This is a genomic window from Nostoc sp. NMS2, assembly GCF_017115105.1.
Taxonomy (GTDB): Bacteria; Cyanobacteriota; Cyanobacteriia; order Cyanobacteriales; family Nostocaceae; genus Nostoc.
On record NZ_JABXKH010000006.1, the window covers coordinates 1 to 22,594 of the forward strand.

A 22,594-nucleotide genomic window follows, 5' to 3' on the forward strand; every position below is an offset into this window, starting at 1 on the left:
GTTTCTGTTTTGGCTGCGGCTCTCCCAAACTCAGACCCTCTGCCATAATCCCTCTGTCAATAGGGTTTGAGACGCGCTAACCCTGGGTAATACTTGCCTTCTATCTAAAAGTACTCTTATAGCGGTTCTTGCTTGAGTGAAATACAAGATGTAGGAAGATGATCAATTCTGTTAAATATTTTCTAGGTTAATTTCTAAATCGCACAACCTTTGCTTACTATACTTAAAAAAGTTAGGGGTACTCATAGTACCCCTAACTTTTTAGCACTACTACTTCCGTAACTCTCAAATCATGGGACGCAACTATACCAATTCTTCAAAAAAGAGTTACAGAAGAGAGAAAATAGTATCTTACTATTACCTATTAACCGTTACCATCCTTAACTGACTACTGCTTCAGCTTTTTCTTTTACTAGCACATAAGGTTGTTCTGCACCTTGTGCCAAATATTCAGCTAGCTGACTTTCAATTTGATCGCGCACAATTTGGCGATACTCTAGAAAATGTTCGTTATGGGCGCAAGCAGAGATGTAATGCTCAATAACTCCAGGGTTACGCTTGAGAATGCTAAACAAATGGTGCCAGAATTTCCAACGGGTTTCCCGTTTGATTCCTTGTCGCCAAATCACAATCAGCAACGCTTTCACAACCACCCACTCTGGCATTTTTGCTGGTGCTTTCCAACTAGGCAAACCCATCATTAAGAAACAGCGATAGGTGCGATCCAAGTATTGCACTGGGTCGTATAAAGTACAGAATGCCTCAATATATTCTCGTGCAAGTTCTTCCAGGGGACGGGTGGGCAGGAAATTCATCAATGTTGTTTGGTTGATGTTGCCATCTTGATTTTCCCGTAAGCGTCCTTCTTTTTTCAGGCGATGCCAAAGCGCGGTGTTAGGTAACGCTTGCAACATGGCAAAGGTAGTAGAAGGAATAGCTGCTTGTTCTGCAAAGCGGACAATGCGATCGCCTGCGCCTGCTTTTTCGCCATCAAAGCCGATAATAAACCCAGCCATCGGGCGCAATCCAGCTTTAATGATGGTTTCCACTGCCTCAGTTAGGGAACTGCGAGTATTTTGAAACTTCTTGGTCATTTGCAAGCTATCCTCATCCGGCGTTTCAATTCCCAAAAACACCGCCGAGAAACCAGATTCAACCATCAACTCCAACATTTCTGAGTCTTGTGCTAAATCAATTGAAGCTTCAGTGTCAAATCGGAAGGGATATTTGTGTTCTGCCATCCAGACTTTTAACTCTTTCAGCAACAATTTTACATTTCGCTTGTTGCCAATAAAGTTATCATCCACCATAAACACACCCCGCCGCCAACCCAATTCGTAGAGACAATCTAACTCTGCTAACAGTTGTGCTGGGGCTTTGGTGCGTGGTTTGCGCCCGTAGAGAACAATAATGTCGCAAAATTCGCACTGGAAAGGACATCCACGCGAAAACTGCACCGACATCATGTCATAAGCATTCAATTCTAATAAATCAAAGCGGGGTATTGGCGTGCTTGTGACATCAGGTTTTTCTGTGGCGCGGAAAGTTCCAGAAGTTTCACCCCGTTGAATTGCCTCAATAAACATGGGCAGCGTGATTTCCCCTTCATCCAGAATCAGAAAATCTGCGCCGACATTTTCAACTTCGTGAGGTACAGAGGTGGGGTAGGGGCCGCCAACTGCGACTAACTTGCCACGTTTTTTTGCTTCCTGGATTTGTTCAAGTAAGTCTTGTTTCTGGACAATCATCGCAGAGAGGATTACTACATCTGCCCATGCCCACTCTTCTTCTGTTGCTGGGCGGATGTTGCGATCTACCAGCTTGAATTCCCATTCTTGGGGCAGAATCGCCGCTACTGTGACTAAACCCAGAGGTGGTAATAAAACCTTGCGATCGACTAACTCTAAGATTTTTTCATAAGACCAAAAAGTTTTGGGAAATATTGGATACACTAACAAGATTCGCATGTAGTATCAATCCTCACACTTTGATTGTTATCCCACTCTAACGAAAATAAAGAGTTATTGACTTTTTATTAAAGTTGTTTTATTTTACCACTGATATTTTTACCTAAATGGGGCAACTATAGCAGTTCTCGTTTGGATACAAGAGATTTTAGGGGCACAGCAATACTGTGCCCTTACGAGTGGTTTTTATTAAAACCTCGTTTCCAGCCAGAGGCTAGAAATACTCATCATCGCGGCATCGACACAAGTCAAAAAAATTAGTACCAATCTAATTTATGTATCACTCAACATACGACCTCGCTCGTTAAGGATTTTAAGTATGTCAAAACTATCTGAAATCCAAAATTTCTCGCTATATGTAAATACGTCTTCGTTGTAGGTATTAGCAAAGTCTACAAACTCTCCAATCCACCCATCTGGAACATACCTCTCTATCCTAGTACCTTGGTTTGGGTGCGGTAATTCACTTAGAAAATTGCAACGATATGATGAAGCGATCGCTTCTTATGAGAGAGCCTTAGAACTTCAGCCTGAATTTCATTGGGCTTGGTGTCATAAAGCCCGTTGTCATGCATTAAAAAATGATCGTGATTTAGCTATCGAAAGTTTAACACAGGCAATTAAATCTATCAGTATATCTGTACTCACTAGCCTTCGATATAGATCAGTTCAGCAATTGTTGATACCAGTACAAATTAGAGCTTTTTATGACTTTAGTTGTACTCCTATTGATTGCCCTGAGTGTTCAAATTGAGTATTTTGCTCATAAAGGATGAATTATAAACCATAAAAATCTTTACTAAATTCAGTCGCCAGCAGGATGAGATTCAGCACAATATTTATTACACTGATAAAAATTATAAACAAATCTGGAAACAGTGTATGCCTCTTCACAAACTTGAACATTTTGATCCAAACTATCGAGAAACTTTTGGCGGAGACGACGTTAAAGCGCTGGATCTTTATACTGAGGGAGGAGACAGAGTTGGCTCAGTCGCTGATGTTTTAGTTGATGACGATGGTCGTTTTCGGTATTTAATTATTGACACAAGCTCAGATTTTTTTGGTAAGAAAATATTACTCCCAATTGGTCTTTCCCGGATCGATTATCCTGCAAGACGTGTCTATGTTGATGGGTTAAGCAGACAACAAGTAGAGGGTTCAGTTGAGTACGAAGAAGACGTGATCGTTGATAATGATTACGAAGAAAAGGTGCGTACTATATTTCGTTCTCCAAGTAGCGGTATAACTTACGAGCGCGATACATATAATTACCAGACAGAGCCAGCTTTATATGGGTTAAATGAGCAATCTCATCAAACTTTTAAACTCTATGAAGAACGATTAATTGCTAATAAACACCGGATCAAAACTGGAGAAGTAACAGTTGGTAAGCACATTGAAACAGAAACTGCACGTGTTACAGTGCCTATTCAAAAAGAACGAGTTCTAATTGAGCGAGTTGTGCCAACAGAAGCAGGAAAATTTGTAGATCCCAATGAACTGAAGTTTCAAGAAGGGGAAGTAGCACGCATCGAAGTGTATGAAGAAACACCTGAGATACATAAAGAAGCATTTGTGCGTGAAGAAGTCAGAGTCAAGAAAGTAGTAGAAATGGATACAGTGGAAGCACAAGACACCATTCGTCGAGAAGAGTTAGATGTTGATACTGCGGGTAATTTACATCTGGATGAACATGGTAATACTACACATGGAGCTATTTAAGAGGATTGGATTTTTTAAAAGTTGTAGAAAAGCGGGACTTAGCGATAGTGTCTCATAGAGAAGCCCAGGCAAATTTCCCGTGGCTAGAGTATTTTAATTACAACTAAAATTCCCAACTTCTTAAATTTGTTTTGTGAAAATTCGCGGTGTCTATATCCCCGACTTCTTTTAAAGTTGGGGATATAATTTTTCAATTATCATTGAGGACTTGCTTCTATCTGCCATCAATAAAAATAACTATAACTTTTGATTATTTAACTATTTAAATAATTCATTCGACAGAAGGAGGTAAAGAAGTAAATAAATATTTATCTTATTGTTATGAGATGAAAATAAGAATTGTGAGGTTAAATAATAATGGTACTCTACAAATTAGAAGATTTTGAGCCTAACTATCGGGATGCATTTGAAGGTCACGATATTAATGGGCTTGGGGTTTATACACAAGGAACTGATGAAAAGATTGGCACTGTCAGCGATGTTTTAGTTGACGAAGAAGGTCATTTTCGCTATCTAGTTGTGGACTTAGGCTTCTGGATTTTTGGTAAAAAAGTATTACTACCAATTGGTCGTGCCCGTATCGACTATAATGTCGATCGCGTGTACACAATTGGCTTGACTAGAGAGCAAGCAGAAGATTTACCTGAGTTCAATGAACGCCAAACTCTCGATCACGACTATGAAGAACGGGTGCGTGGCGTATATCGTCAACCCACAGACTATACCCTTCCTCTAGATGCTTCAGCACCATTAGATCCTTTAGCACCACCTGTAGCGCCATTGGGTGCAACACCCACTTACGCTCGTGATGATTATAGTTACGAACGTGAGCCTTCTTTATTCGGATTAAATGAGCAAGATCATCAAACTCTGAAATTGTATGAAGAACGGCTGATTGCCAGTAAACGTCGCCAAAAAACTGGAGAAGTATCCATTGGCAAGCGTGTTGAAACTGAGACTGCACGGGTTGCAGTGCCAGTAGAAAGAGAGCGAGTTGTGATTGAACGTGTAACTCCAGCAGATGCAGGTACTGCTGTTTCTGGGCGCGAAGCAGATTTCCGTGAGGGCGAAGTTGCTCGTCTAGAAATCCACGAAGAAACTGCTGATGTGCGTAAAGAAGCATTTTTGCGTGAAGAAGTCAGAGTTAGAAAAGTGGTAGATCAAGACACAGTTGAAACGCAAGAAACCGTGCGTCGTGAAGAGCTAGATGTGAATTCTAGTAATCTTCCCATTGAAGAACGCTAACGAAACATAGTCATTAGCTACTCACTAATGATTAATAATTAATTCGACACAGTACAGGTGAGGCTGTTAAATTAGCTTTACCTGTGCTTCCAGTAGCTTAAAATGAGCAATACATTTAATTTGGCTAAGGAAAAAACAGTTCATAAACTTTACATACTATGAATAGCCAACCGATGACAAAAAACATTGGACAGGCAAACGGGAATTCTGGCACTAACACCTCAATAGCAGATTTGAAAAAGAAGGTGAAGAATTTTGCTGTGTTCGATAACCAAGGTCAGCTAGTAGGAGTAGTTCATGATTTAATTGTGGATGCTAATAAGCGGCTAAACCTAGTTATATTAAACCAGGAAAATCAACAAATTCTAGAATATGGCCAGCAGTTAGCAGATAAACATCCTTCTTTATTTCGATTGCAAAGCCAGAGGATAAAAAAAATCGACAAGCCGACTAAATCTGTTTTCATAGACTTCAATAAATCAGAAATCGAGTATATGCCTGAATATTCAGAAACAGAAAAACCAGGCGATGTCTACGACGGGCTACGCCTAAGCAACTCAACTGAGCAATTGGTTAATAATCAAACTATAAATAGCGCAGTTGAGCCAATAAATTCAGAAGAGGTCAGCGAAGAACAGATTATTCGTTTACTAGAAGAACGCCTATTTGTTGAAAGCAGTAAGCGAAAAGTTGGTGAGGTGATTGTTCGCAAAGTAATCGAAACCCGGATGATTCAAGTTCCTGTCCGGCGTGAAAAGCTGATTGTGGAACAAATTAGCCCAGAACACAAACAACTCGCAGAGATTGATTTAGGTCAAGAGGAAATTGCTAATGTTGACTTGACCGGAATAGAAGGACTTGAAGGTACACATTTTGAAAGCGGTTTAACAATAAGCGGCGAATTTAACTCGCCGAAAACTGCTAGTTTATTGTTGAATGCGATCGCACTAGAACAAAATCATGGCTGTAAGCAGGTGCGTGTTACCATTGCTGTTGAAGATGAGTCACACCAGAAAAAATACCAGGAGTGGTTTGATCGCTGTTCTAAAGGTCAATCACCAAAGCAGGAAAAATGAGTTTCTAGCAGATAAATTACTAGGATGGGCAATGCCCATCCTATTTTTTTGCTGATTTAATCACTTCAGCCCAGAGAGTGTCAAAATACTAAGCAGTTGCCGTTTTTTTGGCTACTTGCAATGAAATTTCGACTGAAGAGACTTTCACGGAAGAAACAACATCTGATCCCACCTATTCAGATTCAAGTTCGAGACGGAAAATTTGAGATTATGGGTATGAATGTATGGCATTCTTACTGGCGCGAACCCTACCATTTGTTGTTAACGATTCCTTGGGCTGGTTTTCTGCTCCTGATTTGTACTTTCTATATAACTATCAATGCTCTATTTGCCCTAGCTTACTTGATAGGAGGAGATTGTATTGCCAATGCCCGACCAGGCTCTTTTTTAGATGTCTTTTTCTTTAGTGTGCAAACCCTAGCATCCATCGGCTATGGGGCAATGTATCCCAAAACAACTTACGCCAACATTATTGTCACCATTGAAGCAATGATCGGTTTGATGGGAATTGCTGTGATGACAGGACTAGCCTTTGCTCGATTCTCTCGACCTACAGCTAGGGTACTTTTTAGCCGTGTTGCTGTAATTACACCTCATAATGCAATCCCAACTCTCATATTTCGCACCGCTAATCAGCGTCGCAATATGATTCTGGAGGCACAGATGCGAGTCTACTTAATGCGCGACGAAGTAACCTTGGAAGGACAATTTATGCGTCGGTTCCACGATCTCAAACTGTTGAGGAACCAAACACCTAGCTTCACATTAAGCTGGTCAGTGATGCATGTGATTGATGAGTTTAGTCCTCTATATGGGATGACACCAGAATCCTTAACCCAGACAAATACTATGCTGATTGTATCTTTGAGTGGCATTGATGAAACGGTTGCACAGGTCGTCCATGCCCGTCATAGTTATGGTGCTAATGAAATTTTGTGGAACAATCAATTTGTCGATATTTTCTACCACGCACCTGATGGACATCGCTACATTGATTACAACCGCTTTCACGATGTTTTACCTTTAGATGAAATGCTTTAAATGCCTGAAACTTACTCGGAAGTCTCATTGTCTGAGCATTGTAAAGCTTTAACGACGACTCGACCATTTTCAACTACAGTGCAATTTTTAACCATACTTTTGCTGTGGTTAACTGGTACATCCTTACACTGGTTCTGGTGGGAGATATTTTGCTCCTGTTGTTGGTTGAGAACGACAACACAACAGGCGGAGGGAGAAAAGGACATATAAAATATTTTGATCTCTATATCTATTATCGCGCTACTGATGATGTTTGGCTGAAAAATTTGCTACCTATCTGTTTTGATTAAACCAATTAAATAGGACTAGCCCTTTCAAGGTGGGTAAAATTTATGGACAATAATTCCTCTTTTCTCTGTGTTCTCTGCGCCTCTGTGGTTCAATAAATTAAATTACTTTTAAACCGCAGAGGCACGGAGAATGCCGAGAGGAAAATGCGTAAATCCTATTAAATATAGTCCCAACATAAAAGCGCCCTCCAGTAATGGAGGGCGCTTTTTATTTAGCTAATCTTCAGAATTAACCGTTGATAGCAGGAGCAGTCATTGCGACAGGAGTAACTTCACCAGCAGCTAAGTCTAGGGGGAAGTTGTGAGCGTTACGCTCGTGCATTACTTCCATACCCAAGTTAGCGCGGTTGATTACGTCTGCCCAGGTGCTGATAACGCGACCTTGAGAGTCAATGATTGATTGGTTGAAGTTGAAACCGTTCAGGTTGAACGCCATCGTGCTTACACCCAAAGCGGTAAACCAGATACCGACGACAGGCCAAGCTGCGAGGAAGAAGTGCAGTGAACGGCTGTTGTTAAAAGAAGCGTATTGGAAGATCAAACGACCGAAGTAACCGTGGGCTGCAACGATGTTGTAGGTTTCTTCTTCTTGACCGAATTTGTAACCGTAGTTAAGAGATTCGGTTTCGGTGGTTTCACGCACCAAGGAAGAAGTTACTAGAGAACCGTGCATTGCAGAGAACAAGGAACCGCCAAATACACCAGCCACACCTAACATGTGGAAGGGGTGCATCAAGATGTTGTGTTCTGCTTGGAACACAATCATGAAGTTGAATGTTCCTGAGATACCTAAAGGCATACCATCAGAGAATGAACCTTGACCGATGGGGTAGATCAAGAATACTGCGGTAGCAGAAGCCAAAGGTGCGCTGTAAGCTACGCAGATCCAAGGACGCATACCTAAGCGGTAAGAAAGTTCCCACTGACGACCCAGGTAGCAAGCGCAACCGATCAAGAAGTGGAAAACTACCAACTGGTAAGGACCACCGTTGTACAACCACTCATCTAAGGAAGCAGCTTCCCAAATTGGGTAGAAGTGCAAGCCAATAGCGTTGGAGGAAGGAACAACTGCACCAGAGATGATGTTGTTTCCGTAGATCAAAGAACCTGCGACTGGTTCACGGATACCATCAATGTCTACTGGAGGTGCTGCGATGAAAGCGATTGTGAAGCAAACAGTAGCAGCTAGCAGGGTTGGGATCATTAGTACACCAAACCAACCGACGTAGATACGGTTGTCAGTACTGGTGATCCACTCGCAAAAGCGATCCCATACGTTAGCGCCAGAGCGCCGTTGTAAGGTTGTGGTCATGGTTTTATAAGTGCTATTTTTTGTTAAAAATGGAACAAGCAAATTTTGTTTTTGCCTGTTGAATTACAGTCTACATGAATTTACTTTGAAGCGATCTTTGAGTTAATATTCTGTAATATATTTCTTTAACAAACTCATCGAAGTGTAAAGTTTCCCTACTATAAATAATAGTAATGGATTTAGGCTTTTCAAGCCATTGCAACATTAAACTGGCTATAACTTTTAATGATGCGATCGCCAAGTTTATTCTCTTTACATTCTGTTACAAATAGCCCCAATAATTTGTAACGAAATAATAAGTTGTACATTGTCTTATGTTGCTGTTGATTGTTTGTAGAAACTTAAAAATCAAAGTATATATAGGGCAAGCTACCTTCAGGAGCTAATAACCAAACAGCGTAGAAACATAGAGGGACAAAGACAAGCTTAATAGGCCAGTTAAACTCTAACTTCAGCAGTCGGTTAAAGGCATAGACTACAGCCATAAGAGCAGCTAAAGTTAGAAGTACCCAAGTGAGTTGGTATTGGCTGATATTTAAGGCATCTACATAGACCTTTTGAGCAAACTGGGCATCAGCAGGATAACCCCAAAGGTGGCGAATTACCAACGAAGAGTCTGCGAGATTAGGCAGACGGAACCAAATCCAAGAGGTAAAAACCATCAGTTGGGTTAAGAACCAAGCGACAAAGATACCTAGAGGATTTTGCCAGAATTGCTCCAGATTTTCAAAGCGATCGCTCATAGCATCTGTAAGTCGATGAACCACCAAGGCTAACCCGTGGAATATGCCCCAAACTACATAACCCAAAGCAGCACCGTGCCAGATACCAGCGATTAGCATCACAGTAAATAAATTCCAGCAGGTGCGAACTAAACCCCGACGCGAACCACCCAAAGGAAAGTAGACATAGTTACGTAGCCAATCTCCGAGAGTGATATGCCAGCGCCGCCAAAATTCTCCAATACTGGTGCTGAAGTAGGGAAAGTCAAAATTTTCAGGTAGAACCAAGCCGAAAAGTAAGGCACTTCCACGGGCAATATCTACGTAACCGTTGAAATCTAGATATAATTGCAAACCATAAGCGAATGTCGCTAACCAGAGATCGGTACTACCCGCCCGTTGTAAGTTACCAAAGCATAAATCGACAAAAATTCCCAGGTGGTCGGCAAAAATACCTTTTTTGACTGCACCTCTAGCAATTAACCACAGCGCCTCAGCTACTCTATCGGCACTGGGAAAATCTAGCGTATTGAATTGATTTGCTAAATTGTGGTAGCGTGTAATCGGGCCAGAAATCAGTTTGGCGAAGAATAATTTATAGGCGGCAAATTTGAGAAACTGCTCACTAGCAGGCGCACCACGATAGACATCTATTAAATAAGCAATACATTCAAAGGTGAAAAATGAAATTCCCAAAGGTGCAATCAATTTAAAAGAACTATCTGGTGAGTTTGTTTGGATATTGAAAACAAACTTAAATAACGGGGTTAGATACTTAAAAGCTAATAATAGTAAAACATTTAGAGTGATACCCAGCCACAAAAGTTTTAGACGACGACGATTCCAGTCACCTTGGGCAAATTGCCACTCTTCATTAGAAATTTGCCAGTCAAGAGAATGTTTTCCTGGTGATGTATTTTTTCCAATCTCTAGCCCTACACGGAAATTGATAAACGTCAATGCTAATAGCAATGGTATGTACTGGATGTGCAAAGATGAGTAGAAAACCAAACTAGCAATTAGCAGCATCCATAATCGTAATTTCTGTTGTGCTAAAGACCAGTAAATTCCTAAAACACTCAACAAGAAAAGACCATAGAAAATTGATATAAAGTTCATTTTTTATTTGTCATTTGTCATTTGTCATTGGGCGTTGGGCATTGGGCATTGGGCATTGGGCATTGGGCATTGGGCATGGGCCAAACAGGGCATTGGGCATTGGGCATTGGTTATTCTTCTTGTCTCCCTCATCTCCCCCACTCCCCACTCCCTACTTCACTGGCCAAGGAATCATCGGGTCATTAGCCAGCTTTTTGGAGACTTCGTATGCTCCAAAGCGGTTGAGGTGGCTGGGATCGGAGAAGTAGTCATGTGCTTTTGGCCACTGTTGACTCAAATCTCGATAGATAAAGTTGGGATTAGTAGCTAGACGCAACATATATTGCTGAAACTGTTGCTCATATTGTCTACGCACTGGATCTAAATAATCTGCCGTGAGAGGCATATTGACAAACACTAAGGAAATTTTATGAGACTGGGTAAACTGAAGCACTTCTTGGAGAGCAGCATCTTGCTGTCCTTCTACTTGGAAAGATTTATAGTCGTTGTCGTAATTTCCGGTAACTCTAGAATGTTTTTGATAGTATCTAGCAGGATTGAAGCGAATAGACAAGGGTAGAAAGCCATCAAAATCAACTGCTTGCTGGGAAGCACTCTCATCTGAAGTTCCGTCTGTTAGCTGTTTTTGTGATGCAACTGTCTGATTGTGACCAAATATCAGCAGTTGTTTTTGCAGTAAGCTTTTAATTTGGTCGCGGTTTTGATAACTAGCAGAAAGAGATGCTAGACCCTGATTTAACGAATTATTGACAGCTTGATAGGTGCTAATTTCCTGTTTTTCTTCTTTTACCTTCTCTTCTGGCGAAGTTTCCTGATTTTCGGGCGATTCACTGCTATTTGCTATTGTTGGGTTTTTTTGGAATGCTTGCCTATAACCAGCTGATGCAGCGATGGATTTAAAGGTAATGTCCTCGCGTCCACCGTTGAAAGCACGGGCCCCATCCGCCCAGAGAATTATTTTAGGCAGTTCTGATGGTTCTAGTACGTGACGAAGCACAAAGTCTACAACTTGTGCGGTAGCACCGTTGATTCCAAAGTTAAACACGTCAAGATTGGGATAGCCCTGAGTCGCTAAAGCTTTAGAAAGTTCTGCTGGATCTACTCCTCTGAGGGCGCGGGAGGAGCCAATAATCAATACATCGGGCGGTGTACCAGTTCTGGCTAAACGCTGTTTATACAGTGCTAGCTGCTCATCTAACTGCCTGACATTGAAAGTTGGCATTTGCGATCGCGCTGCTAATAGAATAGCTGTTGCGGTTGCTTTTTCTTTCAGTGGAGCGGCTGCCAAATTATTGGTCGAAGTATCATCACTTTGGGTAAATTCAGAAGCATTAAATACAGAACTCTGATTTGCAGGAGATTTTGTTTTAGAACTGCTGCTAAAAAATGCCGTTTTCTCATTCTGAGTTTTTTCAGATGTCAAAGATGCCTTTTGTCCAGATGATGAAGGTAAGACACTGGCCACTTTTGGCAAACTCGGTTTAGTCTGTACAATAATTCGACCCAATACCCAATCAGTTTGGAGAGTGAGTAACAATCCCAGTATCCCCCAAACTAGAGCAATCTTAAGTCCTTGATCGTCAGGATTTTCTTCTGCTAACTGGTGGCTTTCGGTAAATAGATGGCTTTTTAACAGGAATTTTTTTGCAGTTGCACTCGCGGTTGCTATCCAATCTCGCGCTACTTCTGTTACAAAACTTTGAACTTCTTCTGTTGTTAAGTCTGGGCGCAAAATTGGCTCACTAGTCTCAGAGGGTATCAAATCATTAACGTACTTAGAGGTAGCAGCGAATTCTGGGGTTGCTTCTGGTACTAAACGTTGGCGATGTTCAAGATCAACGCCGTAGTGCCAAAAAGGTTCTTTATTCCCAGCCCGGCGACCGTATACACGTATTCCCATAATACCGGGAATTTTCAAATGGCGGATAAACTGCGTAATTTTACTTGCTACTTGTTGACGACTTGGACAAACAGGCGCATCACATAAGATATGCAGTAAATCATTTTTGTTCAGTAAGAGGACGCGAATTCCACCTGTCAATAAACGCCAATCCAAATCAGGATTGAGTAAACGCTCCAATAAAAATATGATGGCTGGTTCATCGCCAGTATTAGCTAAATCTAGCGGTGATGCGGCAAAGGCGGGATGCGTTGTGGCGGGTAAAGCTAGCCAATCAATCCAAGTGGGTTGTTTGTCGCCTGCTTTTTGCCCGTATATTGTGGCGGCGAGAATGCCTTGAGGTGCGATCGCTTCTAACTGGGGTACAATCGCCTCTAAGCACACTGCTTTGTCTGGGATTGGCGCAGTTCCTAAAGGATCAAAAGCTGGCGTACAAAAGATATGTAGAGTTGATTCTTTCAGAGAAGCTTGGACAGCAACTTTTAATCCTGACAATACCTCAGTTAATAGCCGAGCGATCGCTTGGATATCACCCCAACGCGCCCATTCTTTCAACATTACCTCTGATGGTGTCAAATCTACCCGCAGCAACCAGTCAGGCGCAGTTTCGCCGCTCACTTGGGAAACAATTACGGCATCTTGGTAGCCGGAAAGCTTGAGATAACGCAACTTCTGTGCTATGGGTTCAGCAAGCAACGAGGCATCGGGGCTATAGCTCGACTGGCAAAATATCCACAGGCGATTTTCTTCCGGCTGAGAGTTCTTTGGCTGATATGGCTTAATCTTTGCCTGTACCGAGACACCTAACGTACTCAGAGTTTCGCTGAGATATCTGGCGATCGCTTCTGGGTTCCCTTGGCGTGCCAAACTTTCGTTAGAGACAATTAGCGCCCCACCTGACTGTTTTGATTTTTCCGCATCTGCTAGCAAGGCTTGCTCTACTTGCTCCAGATGCTTATCTATTTGATTCAAGTAAACTCGATGACACCATTTGGGGCGCTGTTCCCCTTTTCTTCGGCCATAGACAAATACTTGATATATTGAGGTTTGTTCGCTGCTTGTGAGGATATCTAAGTTTGTTTGCTGTAATGCTTGCAGCAAATCAGACAAAGTACGCCAACGCTGTGGACATTCAGTACCTTCACAAAGAATATGAAGGTCATTTCCCCGTAACCGGACTTTCACCCCGAAAGTGTTAATCCCTGTGGCTTGGCTTACCCATTGCACTAAGGATTGCTGGCGATCTGGTAATACTGTTTTCATGGGAAGTTAACTTTACAGTCAGCGATTGTTGGGGGATAGTGCCTGCACTTGTAAACTAGAACCATAGGTCTATCACACTCTGACGTTTTTTTTTAACAATTTTGTTACCTTCGTAGCTCACAAAATCGGCCAAGATAGTCTTGTACAGGTTGCAAGTCTGACTAATATTGAGTTTTGCGTTTATTTTACTAATAGGGAGTCAGAAATCAGAAGTTAGGAGAGACGCGATTAATCGCTGAATTAGGAGAGACGCGATTAATCGCGTCTGTACAAGAGAGACGTGATTAATCGTGTCTGTCAGGAGTCAGAATAATTCTATATGACTGGCTGATGAATTGTCCTTTAAAGCTAGATTTGCGTTTCATTGCGCTAACGCCCCTGATGAGTGAAACAACCAACAAGCTTATCTCATTTAAACTCCATCCCTTGATTGTTAGAGTGATCCTAATTCCTAAGTAAGTTGGCGCAAAAAAACCAAGTATATTACGAAACGTAAATAGGCTTAAAGCTCTTACCAATGACAAATGACTCCTAAATCAATTCCCATAACCAAAAATTAGCAATGCCTCCTGCAAACGAACAACCCTCAACTAACCCGCCATCTAATATCGATTTATTTACCATTCCCCAATCGTTCCTTTTACAAATAGGTACAGCGTCTATATTACTGCTGCTCATTACCGGAAAAACCACCGTAAGGGCACTAGAAAGTATAGGGGAAGCCAGTGAAGAATTGTTTCGAGGCGATCGCCTACCCATTCTTGACTTCCCAGAGGAGCGCGAAACCAATCAAACTTAGAAAATATACACCAAATAATTATTTGCTCAGGAATAACCCGATGAGCATTCAGTAGAAAACCTAGAAGCGTAAACAGTAATTAGCTTTACAAGATAGAGAATATGGGTTCCCTTTTATACTCTTCGTCTCAAACTGCGGATATATACCCGGTGTCGGAATTATTTTTGCGTCATCGTCTCCAGGTAGTGGAAGAATTGTGGGAGTCTGTTCTCCGGCAAGAATGCGGTCAAAACATGGTAGACTTGTTGCGGCAGTTGCGCGATTTGTGTTCGCCAGAAGGACAGGCAACAAATGACCAAGCATCTTCAGCCGTCAAATTAATTGAACAACTAAATATCAACGAAGCAATCCGCGCGGCTCGTGCTTTCGCTCTGTATTTTCAGCTGATTAATATCATCGAGCAGGAATACGAACAACGGCAGCAATTGAGCCGCTATGAGGCAGAAACAGAGGCTACAGATGCAGAAAGAGCATCTAATGTCAACTACTCGTCCAATCAAAGAGAAGATGACGCGCCTGTTAGCAAGGGAATAGCAGCAGAATTGCTGACAAAGAATTATTTAGAAAAAGCGCAAGTCAAACCAAAAGGGACTTTCGCTGCTTTGTTTCCCTATTTATTCAAACTGAATGTACCACCCCAACAAATTCAACGTCTCATTGCTCATCTGGATGTGCGCTTAGTTTTCACAGCGCACCCGACGGAAATTGTTCGTCATACCATCCGGGATAAGCAGCGACAGGTAGTACAACTCTTGCAAAAACTGGATGCTTTGGAAAACCATTCTGGTGGTACGGGTGGGGGATATGCTTGGGAAGCAGCAGATGTCCGCGAACAATTGCTCGAAGAAATTCGCCTCTGGTGGCGCACAGACGAACTTCACCAGTTCAAACCTACTGTGCTAGATGAAGTAGATTATGCCCTCCACTACTTCCAAGAAGTTTTATTTGATGGCATTCCTCAACTTTATAAACGTTTCAAACACACACTATCTAATACCTTTCCTTGGCTAGAACCACCAAGTAAAAACTTTTGTTCTTTCGGCTCCTGGGTAGGCTCAGACAGGGATGGGAATCCATCAGTTACACCAGAAATCACCTGGCAAACAGCTTGCTATCAGCGCAAAATGGTGCTGGGGAGATATATTCAGTCAGTGAAAAATCTGATTGAATTGTTGAGTGTGTCGATGCACTGGAGTGATGTCTTACCAGATTTGCTGGAATCTTTAGAGTTAGATCAGTCCCAGTTGAGTGAGGTATATGATGCACTGGCGCTGCGTTATCGACAAGAACCTTATCGGCTGAAACTGGCTTATGTACTCAAACGGCTAGAAAATACTCGCGATCGCAATTTAGCTTTGTACAATCGGGAAACGCCAAAAAATCAAGATAGCCCCCTGTATCGTTCGGGAGACGATTTTTTAGCAGAACTGCGAATGATTCAGCGCAACTTAACAGAAACTGGTTTAAGCTGTCGAGAATTAGAAAATCTTGTCTGTCAAGTAGAAATTTTTGGCTTTAACTTGACACAGCTAGATATCCGTCAAGAATCATCTCGCCACGCTGATGCGTTGAATGAAATACTGCAATACCTGCAAATATTACCTCAACCTTACAACGAACTATCTGAAGAGCAAAGAGTCACTTGGCTCACAGGAGAACTGCAAACCCGCCGGCCGTTAATTCCAGCAGAATTGCCATTTTCTGAAAAAACCAACGATGTAATTGAAACCTTTCGCGTCGTGCGATCGCTCCAACAAGAATTTGGTCTAAATATCTGCCAAACTTACATTATCAGCATGTGCCGCGACGTGAGCGACGTTCTGGAAGTACTACTATTAGCCAAAGAAGCCAGACTTTTTGACCCCGCCATAGCCGTGGGAACCATTCAAGTTGTCCCCCTATTTGAGACAGTAGAAGACTTACAACGCTCCCGAAGCGTCATGCGGAAACTGTTTGAACTCCCGTTATATCGCGCCTTGTTAGCCGGCGGCTACGAACAGACAAAAGTAGAGAGTGTTGTTGTGGATGAAAATTCATCCTCCCCTGCCTCCCCTGCTCCCTCATCCCCAACCTCATCCCCCCTCACCCCAAACTTGCAAGAAGTAATGCTGGGGTATTCTGACAGCAACAAAGACTCTGGTTTTTTAAGCAGTAACTGGGAAATTCATAAAGCCCAAAAATCACTGCAACAAATAGCAGAAGAATACGATCTAAGTTTGCGGATTTTCCACGGACGCGGCGGTTCTGTAGGGCGCGGTGGGGGGCCAGCTTACGAGGCGATTTTAGCTCAACCAGGTCATAGTATCAATGGGCGAATCAAAATTACCGAACAAGGAGAAGTTTTAGCTTCTAAATACTCCTTGTTGGACTTGGCTTTGTATCACATGGAAACCATCACCACTGCTGTGATTCAAGCTAGCTTGTTGCGGACAGGGTTTGATGATATTGAACCGTGGAATGAGATTATGGAAGAATTAGCAGCGCGATCGCGGCAACATTATCGGGCTTTAATCTACGAACAGCCTGATTTTGTTGACTTCTTCCACCAAGTAACCCCAATTGAAGAAATTAGCCAGCTACAAATTAGTTCCCGTCCAGCCCGCCGCCCATCTGGTAAGAAAGATTTAAGCAGTCTGCGAGCTATTCCTTGGGTATTTAGCTGGACACAAACCCGCTTTTTACTTCCTTCCTGGTATGGCGTTGGCACAGCGTTACAAGAGTTTTTGAACGCAGAACCAGAAGAACACTTGAAATTAATGCGCTACTTTTACGTTAAGTGGCCCTTTTTCAAGATGGTGATTTCTAAAGCCGAGATGACTTTGGCAAAAGTAGATATGCAAATGGCACATCACTACGTTCAGGAATTGTCAAAACCAGAAGATCAACTTCGTTTTGCCAAGGTTTTTGACCAAATTGCCAGCGAGTTCTATCTCACTAGGGATTTGGTGTTAAAAATCACCGATCACAATCAACTATTAGATGGTGATCCCGTATTGCAACGATCTGTGCAGTTACGCAATGGCACAATTGTTCCCTTGGGATTTATCCAAGTTTCACTACTTAAACGCCTACGCCAGTCCCTAAATACTAATGCGACTTCTGGAGTCATCCACTCTCGTTACAGCAAAGGCGAGTTACTGCGAGGAGCATTGTTAACTATTAATGGAATTGCAGCCGGGATGAGAAATACAGGTTGATTGAGAATGGGTGAGCAGAGGGGAAGTTGCAGTAAGCATTTCTCCTTTGCTCCTTTGACTCTTCCCAATGCCCAATGCCCGAATTTTTCCGTTACCTGTGCGTAAGTCATAATCTACTATTGAATCATCGTTCCCATAACCCAGTTCAAAACGTGGTTTCTTCCCAGTAAGGCGGATTACCAAATCGTTTGATTAAAAAATCGATAAATGCTTTGACCCGCAGCGAATTTCTGCGATTTGGCAAATAAAGCGCATAAATGCCCATATCTATACTGGTTTGGGGATATACTTGACAATCGGTTAGCACTGCTTCCAACTTTCCTTTTCGGATGTCTTCACCAATTAACCAAGTTGGCATCAAAATCAGACCCGTCCCATCCAAACAGACTTGGCGGAGTACCTCAGAATTACTTGATATTAAAGAACCACTTACTTTAACCTCACAAAATTCGGTATCTCGTTTGAATCGCCACATATCATACCCCATGAAATAAGTAAACAATAGACAGTTATGATTTGCTAACTCGTCTGGATGTTTGGGTTTACCATGCTGTTTGAAATACGTTGAACTACCGCAAACGAGGCGTGTATACGAGCCAATCTTACGCAAAATTAGATTTGCTCCAGAGCGATCGAGATTTCCAATACGAATTACAATATCTAAATCTTCTTCCACCAAGTTAGACAATCCATCGCTCAATCTCAAATCTAGCTTTACTTGTGGATACTGAACAAAAAAATCATTGACAATAGGTGCAATATGCAGTCTTCCAAAGGCAACTGGTACGCTGACTTTCAATAGTCCGCGTGGAATATCCTGCTCCATTACACACTGGTTTGCTTCCTCCACATCTTGCAAAATGCGAACTGCCTGATCGTAATATTTACGACCTTGCGCTGTCAGGGTAACGCTGCGAGTTGAGCGGTTGAGTAGTTGGGTATTGAGGATTTCTTCCAGAGCATTTACTTGGCGAGTCACAGAAGATACTGCCATCTGCATCTGTCGTGCAGCTTCAGAAAATCCGTCAGTTTCTACCACTTTGACGAAAGCACGCATCGCTGCAAATTGATCCATCGGTTTCCTTCTACTTTTGCATAAAACGCAAAGGTGTTTAGCATACTAGCTCTATTATCATTCTTTATGAATGGAGTTATCGTTAAAAGGTCAGGAATTAATGGAAAAAAACCCGTGACTTTAACAATTGAAATCACTTCAGACTTTATCTGTCCCTGGTGTTTGGTGGTAGATAAACGACTCGATCGAGCAATTGAGCAACTAAAAGCTCCGGTTAAGATTAAACGCCTTTGGTATCCGTTCGAGTTAAATCCCACCATGCCGGAAGCAGGGATGGATCGTAAAACTTATCGTTCTAACAAGTTTGGTAGTTGGGAATATTCACAAGCGCTAGATGCTCAAACGATGCAGGCGGCTACCCATGACGGCATTGAATTTCGCTATGACTTAATGCAGGTTACTCCAAATACTCTAAAAGCTCATCGCTTGAGTTGGTTTGCCGAGCTTGAAGGCAAAGCGACAGAAATGGTAGAGCGGATTTTGAACGCTTACTTTACTCAAGGACAAGATATTACCGATGTCGAAACCTTAGCTAAACTTGCTGCGGAAGTTGGGTTAGACGCTGACAAAGTTAGAGAATTTCTAAATTCTACTGGAGGTATTGAGGAAGTCAAAGCACTAGAAAAGCAAGCAGCAAGTCGAAATATACGCGGCGTACCGTCGGTCAAAATTGGCTCTGAAACGATTGTTGGAGCGCAAAGTGTTGATGTTTTTTTGACAGCCTTGCAAGCTGCGGTAAATGAACTAGTACCGTAATTCGTAATTCGTAATTCGTAATTCGTAATTATTATACGGCAAGGGTTTCATTGATTTGGAATGGGTGGTTTATTTACGCGGTGCTGTACTAGAAGTTGCATAACAGAATAGTAAGGGGTTCAATGACTATAAAACCAACAGGTAATCGAGCAATTGTTATTGGTGGCTCGTTAGGTGGTTTGTTTGCTGGAATCATGCTGCGCTCTATTGGTTGGGATGTCGATATTTACGAACGCTCCGATCGCAATCTTGATAGTCGCGGTGGTGGTGTTGTACTACAAAGTGATGTCATTGAAGCCTTTGAACGCGCAGGGATCTCTACTCAATCGCTGGGTGTAACAGCGCACGAACGTTATTACTTAAACTCCGATGGTAGTGTTGACCAACCGATGCCAATGCGTCAAATTTTGACCTCTTGGAATTTGCTTTACGGTTCTATGCGTCGGCATTTTCCTTCTGAGCATTATCATTACGGCAAATACTTAACTGATATTCAGCAAAACGGCGAACAGGTTACAGCAATCTTTGCTGATGGAACTCATGACACAGCAGATTTATTGATTGGTGCAGATGGCCCAAATTCGACTGTGCGACAACACTTCCTACCAGATACTCATTATCATTACGCTGGATATGTCGCTTATCGGGGACTTGTGAACGAAAATGAACTGGAATCAGATGCAGCTACTTTGTTTACAGAACGATTTGTGTTTTATCAATTTCCCAACTCTCACATACTGCAATATGTGATTCCGGGCGATCGCGAATCTTTAGTACCTGGAGAACGCCGCTTTAACTGGGTTTGGTATGTCAATTACGACGAGACGACAGAACTACCTCGTATTTTGACAGACAAACAAGGCAAACATCGGGATTATTCTATTCCACCTGGAATGTTAGCAGCAGCAGTGGAGCAGGAGATGCGTTTATATGCCAATACGGTACTAGCTCCCCCATTCCAGAAACTTGTTGCCGCAACTCAAGAGCCTTTTGTCCAGGCGATTTTAGACTTAGGAGTGTCACAAATGACCTTCAAACGGATAGCGCTAGTTGGCGATGCTGCCTTTATTCCCCGTCCCCATACGGCAGCAAGTACCGCAAAAGCGGCAGCTAATGCAATTTCTCTTGCGGAGGCGCTAGTTAGACACAACCATAATGTTATTAAAGCTTTGCCAGCTTGGGAGCCGAGTCAACTAGCTTATGGCAGACAACTTATGACATCCGGTCAGCAAATGGGCGATCGCTCTCAGTTTAGTTATGGAACAAGTCGATTTGGTGAAAATTTAGATACTCTCCAACAAAAAGCGTAGAGTAAACTCATTTAAACTACTTCAGGAAACTAAAATGCCGCAATTGGAGAGTACAAAACAAGTTCCTTTGATGAGTTTGAACCGTTTTGAGGCATTTAGTGATGGTGTATTTGCGATCGCAGTGACTTTGCTTGTGATTGAAATTAAAGCACCTGACCTATCTCAAGCAACCTCCTCTGAAGTTATTGCTAAACTACTCCAAGTATTTCCTCACGTTTTGAGCTATGCCACCAGTTTTATTGTTATTGGCGTAATTTGGATTAATCATCATGCACTCTTTCATTTCATAAAAAGAGTCGATCGCACTATTTTAGTAATCAACTTACTTTTATTAATGTGTGTTGCTTTTATCCCCTATCCTACGGCGCTTATTGGTGAATATGGAACCTCGCTACCCGTTGTTGTTTTTTATGGACTGACACTAGCACTGACTGGATTTGCTTACAATGCGCTCTGGTTTTATGTTGTCCGTCGGTACATCACGAGTCAAAAAATCATCCACCAAAAAACTGTTCAAAAAGCAACTATTTGGACTCTTAGTTATCCAATTTCTTATCTTGTTGCCGCAGGCTTGGCTTTTATCAATATCAACTTGAGCATTGTACTTTATGTCCTTATTCCCTCGTTCTATCTTTTGCCTGGAATTATCGACAAACAATTGATGGAACAAGTCTAAAGTAATCGCACAGACTTGTCCCAAGTTCCTATTGAGGAATTAGCACTGTATCAATAATGTGAATCACACCATTATCTGCTTCGACATCTGGTGTAATAACTGTAGCGTCATTTACTTTGACACCATTAGAGGCATCAATTTTCACCGTTGAACCTGCTGTGGTAGTTGCTGAATCAAGTTTTACCACATCTGCTGCCATTACTTTGCCAGATACAACATGGTACTCTAATACCTTTCTTAATTGAATGACATCTTCTAATAGCGACTCGACAGTTCCCGATGGTAGCTTTGAAAACGCCTCATCAGTTGGCGCAAATACAGTAAATGGCCCTGCACCCTTCAGGGCCGTATCAAGACCAGCAGCAGTGATAGCTGTTACTAAAGTGTTGAAAGTACCCGCGTTAATTGCAGTATCTACGATATCAGGCATAAATCTTCGTGTTAATTAGATAAAGAGCAGCGTATTGGCTTAATGAATTGCCCTTTTAACTTTACAGTGAAATAGATTAAAAGCCCAGTTAACCTAAAAATTTTACTTATGGTTCGCCTAAAGTGCGATCGCATCTATAAACAAGCCTTTAGTTTAGAGAAAATAATCTAATGAAACTAAAATGACTCAACAGCAAAATTCAGCTTTATCACAACCAAATCAAAAGAAGGTAAGACTTTACGGTCAACTAGACTCAGCACAAGCCTATGAAATTCGTGATTTTCTCAACCGTAGCGTTGTCGAATTTGACTGGATTGCACTTGGTGGTGATGATGATTGCAACAGAGAACTTGGATTGCCATCTCTAAGCAATATTAGACTACCTGTGGTTGAATTGCCTGATGGAACTCAGTTATTTGCTCCCACTATCCGCGAAATTGCTCAACATTTAGGGTGGGTAACGCAACCAAAGTTTAAAGAATACGATGTATCAATTTATGGTGCAGGCCCTGCCGGGTTAAGCGCTGCGGTTTATGCAGCTTCCGAGGGTTTGCGTACAGTTCTAGTTGAACGTCATGCTGTGGGAGGACAAGCCGGCACAAGTTCCTTAATTGAGAACTACATGGGTTTCCCTGAAGGGTGCGATTCGTTGCTTAGTGAATCACGGTAATCAGTCCGTACATAACTAAGC

At 42.1% G+C, this 22,594-nt stretch carries 18 protein-coding genes; 12 read left to right on the top strand and 6 right to left on the bottom strand.

What is annotated here, in order from left to right:
* Window positions 1-380: 380 nt before the first annotated feature.
* Window positions 381-1,967 (bottom strand): B12-binding domain-containing radical SAM protein, encoded by a 1,587-nt coding sequence (locus tag HWQ36_RS00445; RefSeq protein ID WP_292696881.1) that lies wholly within the window; start codon window positions 1,965-1,967, stop codon window positions 381-383.
* A gap of 433 nt (window positions 1,968-2,400) precedes the next feature.
* Between HWQ36_RS00445 and HWQ36_RS00450 the strand changes: the two genes are divergently transcribed.
* The 6 genes from HWQ36_RS00450 to HWQ36_RS34300 all read left to right on the top strand — a co-directional run bounded on the left by HWQ36_RS00450 (window position 2,401) and on the right by HWQ36_RS34300 (window position 7,344).
* Window positions 2,401-2,721 (top strand): tetratricopeptide repeat protein, encoded by a 321-nt coding sequence (locus HWQ36_RS00450; protein WP_292696929.1) that lies wholly within the window; start codon window positions 2,401-2,403, stop codon window positions 2,719-2,721.
* A gap of 128 nt (window positions 2,722-2,849) precedes the next feature.
* A complete protein-coding gene (locus HWQ36_RS00455; RefSeq protein WP_292696884.1) occupies window positions 2,850-3,692 on the top strand; it encodes a DUF2382 domain-containing protein in 843 nt (280 codons plus the stop codon).
* 357 nt (window positions 3,693-4,049) lie between these two features.
* Window positions 4,050-4,937, top strand: coding sequence for a DUF2382 domain-containing protein (locus tag HWQ36_RS00460; protein ID WP_292696887.1), 888 nt, complete (start codon window positions 4,050-4,052; stop codon window positions 4,935-4,937).
* A gap of 173 nt (window positions 4,938-5,110) precedes the next feature.
* Complete coding sequence (locus tag HWQ36_RS00465; protein ID WP_292696890.1) at window positions 5,111-6,013, top strand: DUF2382 domain-containing protein; 903 nt, start codon at window positions 5,111-5,113, stop codon at window positions 6,011-6,013.
* A 120-nt stretch (window positions 6,014-6,133) separates the two neighbouring features.
* Window positions 6,134-7,054 carry an ion channel gene (locus HWQ36_RS00470; RefSeq protein WP_292696893.1) on the top strand — a complete coding sequence of 307 codons (921 nt, stop codon included), beginning with the start codon at window positions 6,134-6,136 and terminating at the stop codon, window positions 7,052-7,054.
* A 104-nt stretch (window positions 7,055-7,158) separates the two neighbouring features.
* On the top strand, window positions 7,159-7,344 hold the full coding sequence (locus HWQ36_RS34300; RefSeq protein ID WP_366828119.1) for a hypothetical protein: 186 nt from the start codon (window positions 7,159-7,161) through the stop codon (window positions 7,342-7,344).
* A gap of 229 nt (window positions 7,345-7,573) precedes the next feature.
* Here the strand turns inward: HWQ36_RS34300 and psbA are convergent, their stop codons facing one another.
* The 3 genes from psbA to HWQ36_RS00490 form a co-directional block, all read right to left on the bottom strand.
* The gene (psbA, locus tag HWQ36_RS00480; RefSeq protein ID WP_292696899.1) at window positions 7,574-8,656 is read right to left on the bottom strand and encodes a photosystem II q(b) protein; all 1,083 of its coding nucleotides are present in this window, start codon (window positions 8,654-8,656) and stop codon (window positions 7,574-7,576) included.
* A gap of 341 nt (window positions 8,657-8,997) precedes the next feature.
* Window positions 8,998-10,497 (bottom strand): MBOAT family protein, encoded by a 1,500-nt coding sequence (locus HWQ36_RS00485; RefSeq protein WP_292696902.1) that lies wholly within the window; start codon window positions 10,495-10,497, stop codon window positions 8,998-9,000.
* 151 nt (window positions 10,498-10,648) lie between these two features.
* Window positions 10,649-13,660: a DUF1574 family protein gene (locus HWQ36_RS00490; RefSeq protein WP_292696904.1), complete on the bottom strand. Its 3,012-nt coding sequence runs from the start codon at window positions 13,658-13,660 to the stop codon at window positions 10,649-10,651.
* A gap of 562 nt (window positions 13,661-14,222) precedes the next feature.
* Between HWQ36_RS00490 and HWQ36_RS00495 the strand changes: the two genes are divergently transcribed.
* Together HWQ36_RS00495 and HWQ36_RS00500 are read left to right on the top strand one after the other, a co-directional pair.
* Entirely contained in the window at window positions 14,223-14,459 is a 237-nt protein-coding gene (locus tag HWQ36_RS00495) for a hypothetical protein (RefSeq protein ID WP_292696906.1), read from the top strand.
* Window positions 14,460-14,560: 101 nt separating this feature from the next.
* The gene (locus tag HWQ36_RS00500; protein WP_292696909.1) at window positions 14,561-17,656 is read left to right on the top strand and encodes a phosphoenolpyruvate carboxylase; all 3,096 of its coding nucleotides are present in this window, start codon (window positions 14,561-14,563) and stop codon (window positions 17,654-17,656) included.
* Window positions 17,657-17,801: 145 nt separating this feature from the next.
* Here the strand turns inward: HWQ36_RS00500 and HWQ36_RS00505 are convergent, their stop codons facing one another.
* Window positions 17,802-18,731 (bottom strand): LysR family transcriptional regulator, encoded by a 930-nt coding sequence (locus HWQ36_RS00505; RefSeq protein WP_292696912.1) that lies wholly within the window; start codon window positions 18,729-18,731, stop codon window positions 17,802-17,804.
* Window positions 18,732-18,845: 114 nt separating this feature from the next.
* Here HWQ36_RS00505 and HWQ36_RS00510 point away from each other — a divergent pair, with 114 nt between their 5' ends.
* The 3 genes from HWQ36_RS00510 to HWQ36_RS00520 all read left to right on the top strand — a co-directional run bounded on the left by HWQ36_RS00510 (window position 18,846) and on the right by HWQ36_RS00520 (window position 21,473).
* Window positions 18,846-19,487 carry a DsbA family oxidoreductase gene (locus HWQ36_RS00510; protein ID WP_292696915.1) on the top strand — a complete coding sequence of 214 codons (642 nt, stop codon included), beginning with the start codon at window positions 18,846-18,848 and terminating at the stop codon, window positions 19,485-19,487.
* A 122-nt stretch (window positions 19,488-19,609) separates the two neighbouring features.
* The gene (locus HWQ36_RS00515) at window positions 19,610-20,797 is read left to right on the top strand and encodes an FAD binding domain-containing protein (RefSeq protein WP_292696918.1); all 1,188 of its coding nucleotides are present in this window, start codon (window positions 19,610-19,612) and stop codon (window positions 20,795-20,797) included.
* A gap of 34 nt (window positions 20,798-20,831) precedes the next feature.
* Window positions 20,832-21,473: a TMEM175 family protein gene (locus HWQ36_RS00520; protein WP_292696921.1), complete on the top strand. Its 642-nt coding sequence runs from the start codon at window positions 20,832-20,834 to the stop codon at window positions 21,471-21,473.
* 28 nt (window positions 21,474-21,501) lie between these two features.
* Here HWQ36_RS00520 and HWQ36_RS00525 read toward each other — a convergent pair whose 3' ends face one another.
* Window positions 21,502-21,903, bottom strand: a complete 402-nt coding sequence (locus HWQ36_RS00525; RefSeq protein ID WP_292696924.1) for a fasciclin domain-containing protein — start codon at window positions 21,901-21,903, stop codon at window positions 21,502-21,504.
* Between the two features lie 181 nt (window positions 21,904-22,084).
* Here HWQ36_RS00525 and HWQ36_RS00530 point away from each other — a divergent pair, with 181 nt between their 5' ends.
* On the top strand, window positions 22,085-22,573 hold the full coding sequence (locus tag HWQ36_RS00530) for an FAD-dependent oxidoreductase (RefSeq protein ID WP_292696927.1): 489 nt from the start codon (window positions 22,085-22,087) through the stop codon (window positions 22,571-22,573).
* Window positions 22,574-22,594: the final 21 nt, after the last annotated feature.

Coding starts and splice junctions, on each gene's coding strand:
- HWQ36_RS00455 (WP_292696884.1), top strand. CDS start 2,850: ATGCCTCTTCACAAACTTGAACATTTTGATCCAAACTATCGAGAAACT.
- HWQ36_RS00520 (WP_292696921.1), top strand. CDS start 20,832: ATGCCGCAATTGGAGAGTACAAAACAAGTTCCTTTGATGAGTTTGAAC.
- HWQ36_RS00495 (WP_292696906.1), top strand. CDS start 14,223: ATGCCTCCTGCAAACGAACAACCCTCAACTAACCCGCCATCTAATATC.
- HWQ36_RS00445 (WP_292696881.1), bottom strand. CDS start 1,967: ATGCGAATCTTGTTAGTGTATCCAATATTTCCCAAAACTTTTTGGTCT.
- HWQ36_RS00505 (WP_292696912.1), bottom strand. CDS start 18,731: ATGGATCAATTTGCAGCGATGCGTGCTTTCGTCAAAGTGGTAGAAACT.
- HWQ36_RS00470 (WP_292696893.1), top strand. CDS start 6,134: ATGAAATTTCGACTGAAGAGACTTTCACGGAAGAAACAACATCTGATC.
- HWQ36_RS00460 (WP_292696887.1), top strand. CDS start 4,050: ATGGTACTCTACAAATTAGAAGATTTTGAGCCTAACTATCGGGATGCA.
- HWQ36_RS00500 (WP_292696909.1), top strand. CDS start 14,561: ATGGGTTCCCTTTTATACTCTTCGTCTCAAACTGCGGATATATACCCG.
- HWQ36_RS00530 (WP_292696927.1), top strand. CDS start 22,085: ATGACTCAACAGCAAAATTCAGCTTTATCACAACCAAATCAAAAGAAG.
- psbA (WP_292696899.1), bottom strand. CDS start 8,656: ATGACCACAACCTTACAACGGCGCTCTGGCGCTAACGTATGGGATCGC.
- HWQ36_RS00465 (WP_292696890.1), top strand. CDS start 5,111: ATGACAAAAAACATTGGACAGGCAAACGGGAATTCTGGCACTAACACC.
- HWQ36_RS00515 (WP_292696918.1), top strand. CDS start 19,610: ATGACTATAAAACCAACAGGTAATCGAGCAATTGTTATTGGTGGCTCG.
- HWQ36_RS00525 (WP_292696924.1), bottom strand. CDS start 21,903: ATGCCTGATATCGTAGATACTGCAATTAACGCGGGTACTTTCAACACT.
- HWQ36_RS00490 (WP_292696904.1), bottom strand. CDS start 13,660: ATGAAAACAGTATTACCAGATCGCCAGCAATCCTTAGTGCAATGGGTA.
- HWQ36_RS00485 (WP_292696902.1), bottom strand. CDS start 10,497: ATGAACTTTATATCAATTTTCTATGGTCTTTTCTTGTTGAGTGTTTTA.